Below are 14348 nucleotides of genomic sequence, written 5' to 3' on the forward strand. Positions count from 1 at the left end.
AAGGTTGGGTTGCCGTATTAATTTTTAGAAAAAAAAAGCCCTCGCAAATGCGAGGGCCTTCTTAATATTTATTTTACTGAAAGTAACTATTTAATAATAGACACTTGCTTGGTAGCAAACTTACCATCAACATTTAAACTTACATGGTACAAACCTGCAGCCTGATTGCTCAAGTCCAACAAGAAATTACCATTCAAGTTACGCTTCAACTCAAAATTCTTCACTTCTTTTCCTTGAGCATCTAAAACAGATATTTCAGATACGGTAGATTTTTCAAGATCAAAATTTAAAGTAAATAATCCATTGTTACTTGGATTTGGAGAAATGCTGATACTGTTATTTAACTCATTTTCATTTATTGAAAGACCTTGAGCAATATTTACATTATCAATAAATAAATTATTTCCAAAACCTGATATTGCTTTAAAAGCAACTAAAACATTCGCCTGACCAATATAAGCATCAAGATTAATTGACTGTGCTTTCCAATCAGCACCTACTGGGGCGTAGGCTACAGTAGTAAAGCCGGTAGTAGTGGCAAGCTGTGCACCTGATTTAGACCAAATCAAATTCCATGTTGTTCCACAATCAGAAGATGCCATAATATCAAGCTGGTCAATATACTGCGCACTATAGCCCTTATGAGCCATATCGAAATTTAATCCTATTGGAGCAGTCAAACCTGATAAATCAAATTTTGGCGAAACCAGATAATCTATTCCTCCAGCTGTAATGTTGTAGAAATCGATACGGGTACTTCCGGTACCTTGTGCGGCATATGCGTTAGATGACACGCGTGTCCATGTTTGATTGTTATCCGGATTATCAACAGTCCAATCTGCAGGCATAGCCACTGCAGTAAATCCTTGAACCAACGGAGTCATTACCGAAGGGTTTACGAAAGCATAGATATTTCCACTAAATGTATTTCCAAAAGTATTTGGATCAATAACTCCATTAATATTCTTGATAGTTGCAGACATGGTATTTTTACCGTTCGCTACCGTAACTGTAGGAATATTAATTGTGGTGGTAGCACCAGGTGCCAAAGAACCAGCCCATGATTGAGGAACTGCAGCTCCATTACCAACTTTGTATTCATAATCAATGCTTGTTAAGGTTGTTGCTCCTGTATTCTCTACTGTTAGAATAGGCGTTACAGAGGTGTTGCACGTATAACCAAGTCCGGCTAAATCAATTGCCTTAGCATCAAGAGCAAGTGGCAGTGGCTCGCTGTATTCAGACTGAAATACATATTTATCAGCATCATTTTGAGCAAATGCAACAACACCAATTTCAGCTGTATTATAAACGTTTGCCATTTTCCAGAAGGCATCAACTACGATTGAATCGCCAGCATTCATAGAAGAACCTAGAGAAGTGCCTTGATCAGAAGGTAACATTTTTTTCATAACTCCATGAAACTCCTTTTCGCCATTTGAACCGGGAGCATTTGCAAATACGATGAGACGCTCGGTAATAACAACATGACCCTTTAAAGTACCGGTCATTGCCTGCACTGCGGTAAATACTGCATGAATAAATACGGTATCATTTGAAACAGTGTGCGAAACCTTTACTTCCATTGGCGACATTACATTGTTATATGCTGCATCAATAGTGGCCTGTGTAACACTTCCCGGATGCCCGTTATAGTCGTTTCCACCCACCGCGCAATCGGGCACACCTCCAACGTTATAATACGTTACACGTGTTGCAACTTGTGTTGGATTGTGGGCATTCATAGGATCAACACCCGGCCATGATGTCTGATATTTTATCTGAGTAACTTTTGTTTCGTTTGCATCAAGTAATGCATTGAATGGAGGATTGGTTGTTGCACAAGGTCCGCAAGAAGCTTGCGTAAATTGCTCAACTAAAACTCTTCTTTGAACTTGGGCAAATAGTGTTGAAGTTATTCCAACAGCTAATGCCATACAGGTAAAAATTTTCTTCATTGATTTGATTTTTTTATTATGAATTATTATGAGATAAATTATTTGTGAGAAATTACAAGCTTATTGGTGCTAATAACCTTACCATTGCTAAGTGCTCTTACAAAATAAACTCCGCTTGGAATATTGGCAGTTTCAAGCATGGCAACACCGGCTTGGTCTACAATGATTTTGTCAAGATATACCTTGCCAAGTAAATCAGCAATTTGAAGCGAAAATGTGCTTGCACTATTGCGGTTTTGGTAAGAGATATACGTAGCTTCATTTGCCGGGTTTGGTCGTGGTGAAGCTATTTGCACTGCGGTTAAATTATCATTTAATCCTAAGGCTGTGATATTATATTGAATATCTACTGTTACAAAGTCAGCAGGATTAGCTTGGTCGTAAAATTTGTAACTAACCGTTGTAAAACCTGTGTTTAAGTTAGGTCTCAAATCAGCGATAAATGCTGTTGTTAATCCACCTGCAGAAATATTAACTGCTTGAGATGATACAGAAACAAAAGGAGGATAACATTGATCCCAACAAAAAGAGCTTTCGTGGCCGGGCGCAACCATATTTACTGTGCGCTCACACATAACCATCTTATCTGCGTTACTAGCATTGTGCACGGTACACTCTGCTGCTACCATAAAGTCATTGGCATCACCAATTACGGGCGAAGTTGGGTTACCAGAAATAGTAAAACTTTGCGCACAAATTGCAAAGCAACTCATAACTGATAGAAATAAACTTAAAGTAAATTTTTTCATTAGATTATTTATTTTAAAAAATTAAATTATTTGGACTTTTTTAATGCCTGCAAAAATAGACTTATTACTTTATCAGGCAAGTGGTTGTTTAAAAATAAACACTATAAAAAATGGCAGATTACACCATTTTATAGCCTTTATTCTACTTGTTTACCAAAAAACAACAATTTTATGACAAACATTGATGCTTGCCAAATGAAAAAGCCCTTTAGTTGCGGATAATAGCTAGGCTGCTTGAAACCGGTTTGCCTCCATTTACATTCAACACATAAAAATAAGTACCTTCAGGCAACTCATTGCCTTTCCAATTATTAGCATAATTGGCATTTTCAAAAACCAGATTTCCCCAACGGTTATACACTTGCAATAAGCTGCCGGGAAATGCTTCGAGCCCTCCAAAAATAAGGGCATCATTATATCCATCATTGTTAGGTGTAATAATATTAGGCGCAGTAACTTCGCAATCTTCAATTTCAACTTGGACGGAGTCGATGATAATGCAAGGGCCATCAATAATAATTGCTAATATATTATACACCCCACCGCGTGGGTAAGAAACTTCAAACGGCCCTTGATTACTGCCACTAGTAACCGACCCACCATCAAAATTCCATGTATAAAAAGCATTGGCACTTGGCGATCCTATCAGCGTAATAGACACTGGCACATTGTTGCACGTAGTTGGCCCTGTTTGAATATCGAAAGAAGCTTTTTCCAGAATGTTTACCTTTATTGAATCTTGTCGTATTTGCTGGCAGCCATCCTTTACAGTAACTGTATAGGTTTGAGCCGAGGTTCCCAATGCAATTGTTGCATTTCCTATGCTACCATCATTCCAAAGGTATTGCATACTGCCATGCCCACCCGAGGTGGTGGCCAATAAAGTAATGGGGGTGTTAAGGCATGTAAAAGTATCAGTAGGCATAATTATATTAAGACTATCAAGATCCTTAATCCTTACAGTTGCAAAAATGCTATCGGTGCTACAAGCGCTGTTTAATGTGAGCGTAAGGGTAACCGTTTCTGTGCCTTCGCTTAATGCATCGGGAATGGGAGTAATGTTTAATAAAGCTGTTTTTTGTCCTGCCGGAATAATAATGCTGTCATTAATTTTTACATAGTCGGTTCCGTTTGTAGCAGTTCCATTTATTGCAAATTTTACAACATAATCAACCGGCAGCGGGTCGGGTATGCTAAACTGAAATTTTGATGCCGCACATCCTTCAATAGCTGCGCTGTCAATTGTATTACCAATATTCGTAATGCTGAGAAAATTTTCGCCTGAAAAACTTCCTGCTTCTAAAAATACCCCTGAATCATATATTCCATCTCCTCCATCGGCAATTACTAGCCTGATGTGATAGGTCTCGCAGGGAATAACATTTGCTTCAGCAGTAAGAATAGTAGTAAACCCATCGTATTGTACGGTGGTACTTATTACTAATGTATTGTCTACAAAATAACCGGTATTGCCTAAGTTGCAATTAGGATCGTTACCCATAGGAACACCATTGTTTATAGTATTTATAGACACTGGAATGGACGTACCCGGAACTACTGCCAAGTTTTGAGAACCGATAATACCAGGGCCAGAAATGAAGAATCCGAAAAGGTCGTTAACACCGGTACACACAAACTCATTATACTCCTCACTTCCAAAAATGTATCGAAATTTTATCTTGCTGAATTCGGGGACAAAATCGAATTCAAGCGTACTTGCATCAAAAGTTTGCAAACTAGCTATGGCAGTTAGCTCACTATCACCAGGCAATTGATTATCAAATCCGGCACTCGTTGTATTATTGACTCCGGCAGCAAACGCAACATCTCCTGTTGTTATTATTATTCCACTATTAATTCCAAGGTTAGAATTGGCACCGTTAAAAGTGCCAATTGCTTGAGGGGCACCAGTATAGGTGATGTTACCAACGGTAACATTTTGGCCTAGCAAGTAATTATTAACCAATACTGCTGGCGTAATACCAGAGTTTGTCGTTAATTGGCCAAAGCTATTTTGTATAAAAATAATAAAGAGGATAAGGTAGGATAAGCATCGATACAACCCGGGAGCCCACATAGCTAAAAATTTAGTTTTCAAAAGTATGCGTACCTATACGTGGTCTTACTTTGCCAATCAGCTACTTTTAAACATGGTTAAGTGAACAAGTAAAAGCCAAGTTATTAACAACTAAAAAAACCACTACGCCTACTAATCAGCATTTTAGGCTAAATAGAATTTGTTTTGTTGTTAATTTCTCTATTTTTGCCACATATGCCGAGTATTCTCCGGAAGCATCTATTTTACTGGGGGTTTTGTTTTGTTTTTCTGATGTTGGCTTGTAGCTATAATGCTCATTCTCAAACATTTCAGTATAAATCATACAATGAATCGCCTGGTTTATTAACCAGTGTATCTTATGCTATAGCACAAGATCGCACTGGTAAGATTTGGGTATATACCTCCCATGGATTAGTCAGTTACAACGGATCGGAGTGGAAAACGATCGACTCCATTGCAGGGTTTCCCGCTTCGGCATACAGCAGTGTTTGTGGTACGCGCGACTTGGTAGTGTATTTTATTCCAACTAGTTTAGCCTACCCTGTTGTTCAATTTGATGGTGAAAAATATACCTCGCTTTCCAAACCCGAAAATAAAGCAAAAGAAACCGCAGTTAAATCTTTTGCAACTGCCATAAATGGAGAAAACCATGTTGCTATTCAAAGTTCTGAAAATCGCGTTTTTATCTATCACGATAAACAATGGCATATTCTTGACCAAAATTCAGGGTTTACTCCTCAGCGGGTTTTAAGTTTTTCAACATTCAATAATTCGGTCGTTATATGCGGTGCAAATTCTGTATATCAATGGCAGAAAGGCAAACTAGTTAGTGAACTAGCCAGTATGCTAAATGGCAAGCAAATTCGTGGTCTTGTAGAAAGCCGCCTACCCAAAACGAATACCCCAATCAGTTTTGTATATGGCGATACCTGGTTTGGGAAAATTGAGAATTCTAAATTCAGTATTATTCGCGAAAATCTAAAACTTACGGGCAACTACGACACCGGTCATGACCTGATTATAGCCGATGGCAATGACCGTATATATATTAGCACCCATCTAAATAGTTATTATTACGAAATTTCAATCGACAACTTTAGCAGTTTTTCGGTACGCGACCATCAAACCTTAACCTGGTTTACCAACCTGCTTTTTGATCGAGAAAACAATCTTTGGTTTTCATCGTTAAGAGGCATTGGCAAAATAGTTTCATTCAATTTTGTCAACTACTTTCCTCCCATATACAATAGCGATAACGAAGTTTCCTGCATTCTCGAAATTGGGCCCGACCGATTATTTATGGGCTCCATGTATGGGTATTACATATTTAATGACCGGAACATTACACCTTATCCGTTTATTGCATCTCCACAAAAATCTAACTCGAGCAACCGTATTATAGATGCTGCTTTGGATAAATCGGGTAATGCTTATTTTTTGGTTGGAAATAATGCAATAGCAAAACTTCTTCCAGATAACTCTTACAAAATAATTATTTCCGAATACGACAACAGCAAACCAATTACTTCGCTTTGCGCTGACAAATATGGAACCATATACTATATATGTAGCAACAATTTATTCCACATCGAAAAAGACAAAGCAGTTGCAGACGGACAGTTATTTAAAGACCTGTTTTATATACGTAAAATATTTTTTGATGCCAGTAATAATTTAATGATAGGGGCAGGTAACGGTGCTTATATATGTTCCGGAATATCCATGGCTAAAGAAATCTTGTTTGCCGACACAACCGATCATTCTACTTTTTACATGAAGGACGATGACAAAGGGAACATTTTTATCGGAACAAAATCGGGGCTGTACTTATATCATAATGGCAAAGCAACTAAGTTTACACATAAAGATTTTGATAACCGCTACCCAGTATATTTCATAGTTAATGATAAAAAAAATAACATTTGGCTTGGCACCAATGATGGGGCATGGAAAATAAATCGTTATCGTGCATGGCACTATAGCATTGAAAATGGGCTTGCAGGACGCGAAACCAACCGCTCGTCCGGCATTGTTGACAGCAAAGGACGTGTTTGGATTGGCACTAACGAAGGAGTGTCGGTTCACGAATCAGAGTATGTGCTATCCAATTTGCAAAAACCTGCTATTACCTTATTAGGCGCAACAAATTCGATAGGTGAATTTTACGGCCTCCGGAACGATTTTAAAATAAAGCACGCTGCCAATAGCATTACATTTTACTTTAATGCTATATCGTTAACCAACGAAAAGAAAAATTCGATACAAGCAAAATTAATTGGATTTGATAAAGACTGGATTACCCTAAGTAATGCCGATGTGCATGATATACGATATACTAACCTGCCACCAGGAAATTATTTTCTGAAATTAAAAGCCAAAGGTGCAAATGGCTTATGGAGTAATGAAGTTACTTCATCACAAATTACGATTAACAGACCTTTTTACAACCGTTGGTGGTTTTATTTACTTGTAGTAGCTTTTGCTACCGGGATATTTTACACCTTGTTAAAGTACATGCAACAAAAACGCAATGCCGGTATATTGCAAAAAATGGTAGATGAAAGAACTATCTTTTTAAAAGCCTCGGAAGCCAGGCTTCGCAACATTCTGGAACATAGTAATGATGGTATCTTAATTACTGATGAGCATGCTAATATTATAAGTAGTAATAATGCATTCTTTACTTTGATTGAAGCGAACCAAAGTGCATTTGACAGTATTAATCTCATTCAACTATCGCATAATTTTCAATTTGATTATCACCTCGATATGCAAGCTTATCAGAGATTATTTGCAGAGCGTGAAGATTATAAAGGATTTGAGAGCAGCATAATTGTCAATGGCGAAAAAAAGTTTTTGGAGATTAACCGCACGTTTGTAGAAATGCCTGAAGAGGACAAGGTGTTTATGGTAAATATGTTTCATGATATAACATCAATGAAACTAAATGCGATTGGATTGACCAAAGCAAAAGAAGCTGCCGAGTCAGCAACTGCAACAAAGAGTAATTTTATTGCATCAATGAGCCATGAAATCAGAACACCACTTAATGGCATCATTGGTTTATCTGATTTGCTAAATTATACAACCCTTGATGAGGAGCAAACCGAACTTGTAAATGGCCTTCAACAGAGCAGCAAAACATTGCTTGCATTAATAAATGATATTCTTGATTTCAGCAAGATTGAAGCCGGGAAAATGGAATTAATGGAGGAGCCGGTATTTTTACCTCAACTGATTGATGAAGTGTTTGAAATTGTATCATCAAAGGCGCATGAAAAAAAACTCGACCTTTCGTATCATATAGATGCGGATGTTCCACGCGGATTATTAATTGATTCGATTCGTGTAAAACAGGTTCTTTTAAATCTGCTCAGCAATGCCATAAAGTTTACCGATGTTGGAGGTGCTGCTATGACTGTATCACTTAAGAACAGTGGTGAAGGGCAGCTAATTCAGTTTGCAGTTTCAGATACCGGTATTGGAATTGCGTCAGATAAACTTTCGAAATTATTTAATTCATTCACACAACTTAAAGAGCAAAAATCTGTAAACCGTGGTGGTACCGGACTCGGGCTGGTAATTTCTAAAAGGCTTGCCACACTCATGAATGGAAACATATTAGTGTCAAGTACTACGGGCAGCGGTAGTACCTTTACCTTTGAAATGCCTGCAGTAGCATCTTTCGAAAACCAAAGCATTCAGAAACTAATTGCAGAGGAGCAATTTACTCACAAACAACTGGAAGGACGCCCCATCCACATCCTTGCCAATAAGGTTTCTTCTTTACTTTACTTAGAAGCTGAATGCAAGAAGTTGGGCATGGAAGCAAATCAACTTACTGTTGCCGAATTTTTGGAGCATCCGGAAATTGCTGTATCGCAATTAGTAATTTTGCACCAGCATACCATTACCAATAATGAGAAGGTACTGCAATGGCTATTGCAGAATAAAAAGCCAATGCCTGGTTTATTAATCATATCAAATGAGTCGCGTTTGATAAACAATCCGATTCTTGGAAATACTGACAGGTACATGTTGCCAATTCGCTACAGGGCATTTTTCAAATATTTATTAGGAAAATTAAACCGTCTTAACGACTTATCCATTATTCAACCGGATGTATTGCAACGCAATACTTCAGTTCAACTTTCTAACTTTCTTGTAGTGGACGATGTGCTAACTAATTGCATGGTACTAAACAAGCAACTTAGCTTTCATGGTTTTAAATCAGATATAGCAACCAACGGTCCTGATGCAATTGAAAAGCATATGAAACACCCATACAATGTTATTTTTATGGATATTAATATGCCCGGAATGGATGGCTGGGAAACGAGCATGGCTATACGCAGTTATGAGCAAAAAAATAAAATTGCACGCTCAATAATTATTGCGGTAACAGCCAACGCGCTTAACGAAGATATACAACGCTGCTATGCTTCGGGCATGGACTACTACCTTCCCAAGCCGCTCGATTTTAATAAGGTAAAAGAAATACTCGACAACTTACACATTATGCAAATGCATAATGTAGCATTGCTAAAAAGAATAGCTTAAACCTGCCATTGCACTAAAAGGATAAACGGGATACTTATAAAATCTCTGAAACTTGCTAAAGCCAAGATTATCAAGCGTTACAGAAAAACTTAAAAGTTTATTGTAGCGATATTGTACATTCAAATTCACATCAACCCATCCTTTAAGTTTTGCATACTGATTTTGCTCATAATCATAATAAAAAGCTTTATTATTCAGAAATAGTTCCAGGTTAGCAACAATCTTTTGCTGCATGTTATATCCTGCTTTAATACCGGTTCTAACGGTAGGTGTATATGTTGGCTCAACACCTTCCTGATCCATAATAAAGCTATAGTAATCAATAAACACTCCGGCATTCCATTTTTCACTTTGCTCATACAACAACGAACCATACACATTGACCACTTGATTATCGCGGTAGGTAATGCTATACTTAACCGGCTCAACGGGCATATTTACAAAGAACAAAGAACCGAGGTTGCGCGAATAATCTACATAGCTACGAAACTGTATATTGCGATCAAGCTTAGCACTAACTCCAATTTTGCCATGAAACGGAGTATAGGTAAAACGATATAGATTAGCTGCATCAAGAAAAGGATTTTCAGCACCGGTAAGTCGAAACGTGTTCATTTTTACACGCTGATTTAATTCGCCAAAGGCTGATAACTTTCCTTCGACAAGGGTATATGCAAAATTTAAAGCCGGAAAAAAACTGACCTTGGTAGCACTATCTTCACTTCGAAAAATTAAATCTACCCCCGCATCAATATTATATGGCCGCAACTTTATGCTATACCTTGGCTTTACAGATACTAGTGTAGTTGAATAGGTGGTTATTACTTGATCTATTTTATTATACAAAAGTGCAATCTCACCACCAACTTTGCCTTTGCCTATAGGCTTTGCAATCTCACCATTGATGCCAAAATTATTTTCATTGGCATTGAGATTATCACGTGTGTTATAATAATCTATTCGGGCAGTATAGTCTAGCGATTCGCTGTCATCGGGGCGAGCTTTGTAAACTGCATTTGCAAAAAAGGTATTAAAAATATGACGAGTTTCCTTCTTGCTATAAATGGTTTGCTCGCCATCGTATCCATAATAATGATACAAGTCGCGCACATAACCAATGTTGCTTCTAAAATCAGCTTGCTCCATAAACTTTGCCGCGGTTGCGTCTATTACATTGTTGCTAAAGCCTGGAAAACCATATCCCTTTATACTCCCTTTACCAGCCAGGTGCCCAATGTGAATACCTGCATCAAACTCTTTGCTCCGTAAGGCATTGTAGGCAAAATCTCCCTGCGTAAAACCAGGATATCCATATTGCGCCTTAATAAAACCACGATATAACTCTTTGATATTATCTTCCTTTACCCTAACAGGCTTTAAAGGAGTTATCTGAAAGTTGGTTTCGCTTTGAATATTAGAAATTTCGTAGGTAAGTTTTGGTGCAATAGATACGGCAGTGTCATTCTTAGGCGAATCACTTATTTTAAGTCCATCTGCCAACTGAGGTTTATAGCCCTTATCGATCACAATGGTTTCGTCACCCAAATCATTTCCGGTTTTCTGCCCAGCAACATACATAGTTATAGTTAACAATGCAGCAGTTATATTTATTACTCTTTTCATTTTGTAGATCACTATTTTAAAATGCATTTGCTTAACCATTATTGCTGTCCATCGGTAGACACCGAATCGCTGTCAAATTCTATTGTATCATTATCTTCCTTGCGGAAAATATTATTTTCCTGATTAATGATAAACTGATATTTCTCATTGGCTATTTTAAGTATATCCTCCTTGTCATCTGCAGCAGCTTTATAATTATCAAGTACACTTTTTAAAGTAGACTTGGCCTGGAATGTGTCGCGTTGCATATAATAATTGTCGCCCAGAAGAATAAAACTTTTAGCTATCCAGAAATCATAACTAGGAACCTGGTTAATTACAACATACGCCAGCTTTTCGGCTTCCTTATAATTTTTTTGCAGATGTTGTATAAGAGCCAGGTGATACTTGGCTTCGGCCGCACGCTCGCTGTTACCAATTTTTTCGACCTCGGCATATTCACGTTGCGCGGCTGCATAGTCCTCACGTGCAACTGCACATCGGGCATAAATTAAATGGGCCTCGTTACCTAACTCAGGGCTCAGCTTTTCGGTTTTCAATAACTTTTGTGCAGCAGTAATAGCACCATCATAATTATCAAGGTAATAACAACTGCGCATTTGACCCGCATAGGCGGCAATAATATTATCTTTATACTCTGCAATTTGTTCCAGCAAACTGAATTGCTCCAGCGATTTAGAATAGTTCTTGTTTTTAAAATGAATAGCAGCGGCTCTGAATAATGAGCGCTCGGTAAATCCGCTTTTATTACCTGCTAAAATCTTTTCATACAGAGGAAGTGCCTCCTCTAGTTTGTTCTCTTTTACCAAACACTCGGCTTTGTAATAGGTTGCCTCTCTTGCAAACACTCCGTTCGGATACTTTTGTAAATAAGACGATAACGATTCCAGCGCTTTCGGATAATCCTGTTTTTCGATAAAGTTTTGAGCAGTTTCGAAGTAGAGCGTATCCTGCACACCATCGCTTGCTTTGGGCAGCGGCAACTCATTCATAAATGCGATAAAGGCATCCGGGTTACCCTCCTTTACCGAAATATTTTTCATTTGCATAAGCGCCTCCATACTTTCCTGCGACTTGGGATTACTTTCTACTACTGTTTTAAAAGTATTGTAAGCAACTTTATTCTCACCTTGATTGAAATAGATAAGTCCTTTTTTCAAAAGAGCTTTTGTTTTATATGAACTTTCCTTTTTGCTATCAATCAACTTATTAAATTGTATCAACGCATTTTGATTATCGGTATTTACAAAGTAGGCATCTCCACATTCGTACATGGCATCATCTAAATAAGTAGAGTTAGGATAATTTTCAACTAGGTTTTGCATGGTGAATATTTTGATTTCGTGATTATCATTTATTCCATCAATCATACCGCGTTGAAAAAGGCAATAGTCAGAGGCGTTGCTATTATTTTTTATAGCTGCTGTATAATACTCAATGGCAACCGGATAATTATTCAATATAAAAGCGGCATCGGCTATGCGGACCATGGCATCACTTGAGCGGCTATCATCAGCGCTCATTTTATTATTCAGGTATTTGCGAAACCAGTCGCTTGCTTCGGCCCAATTTTTTGTTTTGAAATGGCAATAACCCAGGTCATATAACGCATTGCTATAATTGGATAGACTAACAGCAGACGGATAAAACACAAAGGTTCTGAATTGCTTGATGGCATCAGGATATTTTTGCTGCTTGTATAATGCTTCAGCTTTCCAATAAATTGCATTCGATGCCAGGCTTGCATCTACATTATTTACAATGGCCTTTTCGTACAAAGCAATTGCCTTAGGATAGTCGCCATCATTATATAACTCGTTTGCTCGGTAGTAAGCAACTTTTTGATATGCCTGTTGCATACGTGGGTTGTTTTCCTTTATTTTTTCTAATAGCGAGAGGGCTTCTTTATAATTTTTGGTTTGCAAGTACAGTTGCGCCAAATATTCGTTACATTCGTTATTGTTTTTAGAGCCGGGGTATTTTTTCTGATACTCCATAAAGGTATTGATAGCTTGGGGCTGAAAGCCTAACTCAAAGCTAAGCTTACCAAAATTATACAGCGCATCCTGAGTTATTTCGGGAACAAAGTTCTGTTTACTTGCAAACTGAAATGCATTGCGCGCACTCTGTTTGTTTTTTGTTTTCAAAAAACAATCGCCTAAATGATAATATGCATTTTGTGCCATGGTATCATTCAGGTTAACTACCTTTTGAAAATTAACAATTGCGCTTGCAAAATTTTCTCCCTTATAGTACGAATAGCCAAGCTTGTACAGATCATCGCGCGTAAGGGTTTTCGAAGCTTGCTGATATTTCTCCAGCCACTCAGCTGCATCTTTATAGTCCCCTTTGCGGTAGTAAGATTCTGCCATCAAATGCTTGATATCGGTGGTGTTCTGAAATCCAGGAGTCTGCAACGCTTCGTTACCTGCACTGATTGCTAGATCATATTTGCCAAGCATGTAGTGAATGTTTACTATGTGATTCATTACTGATAAGGCAAATGGTTCGGTGCCCTTCAGGTTGGCAAATTGCTCCAATGCTGTTTCGTAGTTCTTATTCAAGTAACTGATATAGGCAAAGTAATACTTGGCGGCATTGGTGTACTTGCTGCCGCCATTTGTTATTTGCCTAAAGGCGGCAGCCGCTTTAAGGTAATCGGCCTTCATAAAATAGCAATAGCCACTTTTGAAATAAAATTCTGAAACCTGCTCGCCACTTAAATCAGCTACTTCCGTTTTATCAAAATAGTCGGCAGCACTCTTCCATTTTTTTTCGCGGTAATACAATAATCCGGTATAAAAACAGGCTGTACTAACTCTTGTTTCAGATGGATGATCAACCATGTATTGAAGTAGTAATTTTTCTGCATCGCGGTGATACAACTCATATGCACATACTGCATTATAAAATTTTGCATTTACCCGTAACTGCTCAGGAACATAGCGTTTACTTTCTATTACTTTAGCAAGTTCGATACGTGCTGCGCTGTATTTTTCCTTTTCATACAGCTCAATGGCTAACCTAAAGTGTTTTTCATCTTCAGAAAAATAGGGTGTACGCTGGCCATATAGCGCGTAGCCTGTCAGCATAACTGACATCAAAATCAGGGTTAACCATTTCATTGATCGCATAATTTACAATGGATTCAAAATTAATAGTATCAAACGTGTTGCAATCTTTAATTATTATGGCTTTCAGGGTTTTTATGAACATTAAAGTTTTGATAAATCAGGCATTTCACACAATACACACCCGCAGTCAAAATTGGCTGCTTCGTTCAACATCTCTTTAGTATGATTAATATTTTTATTTCGGAAACTTTATGTGAATAAGCATACGCTGCCCAACATAATATCAAAAGGTAGTAAAAAGACAAACGGGGAATTGCTAAAGCAA

The 14348-nt window shown here is 37.8% G+C and carries 6 protein-coding genes; 1 reads left to right on the top strand and 5 read right to left on the bottom strand.

Going from position 1 to position 14348, the window contains the following annotated elements; all coding sequences use genetic code 11:
- Nucleotides 1-86 precede the first annotated feature (86 nt).
- The 3 genes from IPO27_02905 to IPO27_02915 form a co-directional block, all read right to left on the bottom strand.
- On the bottom strand, nt 87-1958 hold the full coding sequence (locus IPO27_02905) for a T9SS type A sorting domain-containing protein (protein ID MBK8845551.1): 1872 nt from the start codon (nt 1956-1958) through the stop codon (nt 87-89).
- A 38-nt stretch (nt 1959-1996) separates the two neighbouring features.
- On the bottom strand, nt 1997-2707 hold the full coding sequence (locus IPO27_02910) for a T9SS type A sorting domain-containing protein (GenBank protein ID MBK8845552.1): 711 nt from the start codon (nt 2705-2707) through the stop codon (nt 1997-1999).
- 208 nt (nt 2708-2915) lie between these two features.
- Nucleotides 2916-4805, bottom strand: a complete 1890-nt coding sequence (locus tag IPO27_02915; protein MBK8845553.1) for a gliding motility-associated C-terminal domain-containing protein — start codon at nt 4803-4805, stop codon at nt 2916-2918.
- Nucleotides 4806-5036: 231 nt separating this feature from the next.
- Between IPO27_02915 and IPO27_02920 the strand changes: the two genes are divergently transcribed.
- Nucleotides 5037-9326 (top strand): response regulator, encoded by a 4290-nt coding sequence (locus IPO27_02920; GenBank protein ID MBK8845554.1) that lies wholly within the window; start codon nt 5037-5039, stop codon nt 9324-9326.
- Here the strand turns inward: IPO27_02920 and IPO27_02925 are convergent.
- A complete protein-coding gene (locus IPO27_02925) occupies nt 9309-10949 on the bottom strand; it encodes a hypothetical protein (protein MBK8845555.1) in 1641 nt (546 codons plus the stop codon). The genes IPO27_02920 and IPO27_02925 overlap by 18 nt on opposite strands.
- A 38-nt stretch (nt 10950-10987) precedes the next feature.
- Complete coding sequence (locus IPO27_02930) at nt 10988-14074, bottom strand: tetratricopeptide repeat protein (GenBank protein ID MBK8845556.1); 3087 nt, start codon at nt 14072-14074, stop codon at nt 10988-10990.
- Nucleotides 14075-14348: the final 274 nt, after the last annotated feature.

The sequence above is a fragment of the Bacteroidota bacterium genome, assembly GCA_016714535.1.
In the GTDB taxonomy this organism is placed as follows: domain Bacteria; phylum Bacteroidota; class Bacteroidia; order AKYH767-A; family OLB10; genus JADKFV01.

Excerpts from the sequence above, each read along its gene's own strand:
- IPO27_02905 (MBK8845551.1), bottom strand. The coding sequence starts at position 1,958 with ATGAAGAAAATTTTTACCTGTATGGCATTAGCTGTTGGAATAACTTCA.
- IPO27_02910 (MBK8845552.1), bottom strand. The coding sequence starts at position 2,707 with ATGAAAAAATTTACTTTAAGTTTATTTCTATCAGTTATGAGTTGCTTT.
- IPO27_02930 (MBK8845556.1), bottom strand. The coding sequence starts at position 14,074 with ATGAAATGGTTAACCCTGATTTTGATGTCAGTTATGCTGACAGGCTAC.
- IPO27_02920 (MBK8845554.1), top strand. The coding sequence starts at position 5,037 with ATGTTGGCTTGTAGCTATAATGCTCATTCTCAAACATTTCAGTATAAA.
- IPO27_02925 (MBK8845555.1), bottom strand. The coding sequence starts at position 10,949 with ATGAAAAGAGTAATAAATATAACTGCTGCATTGTTAACTATAACTATG.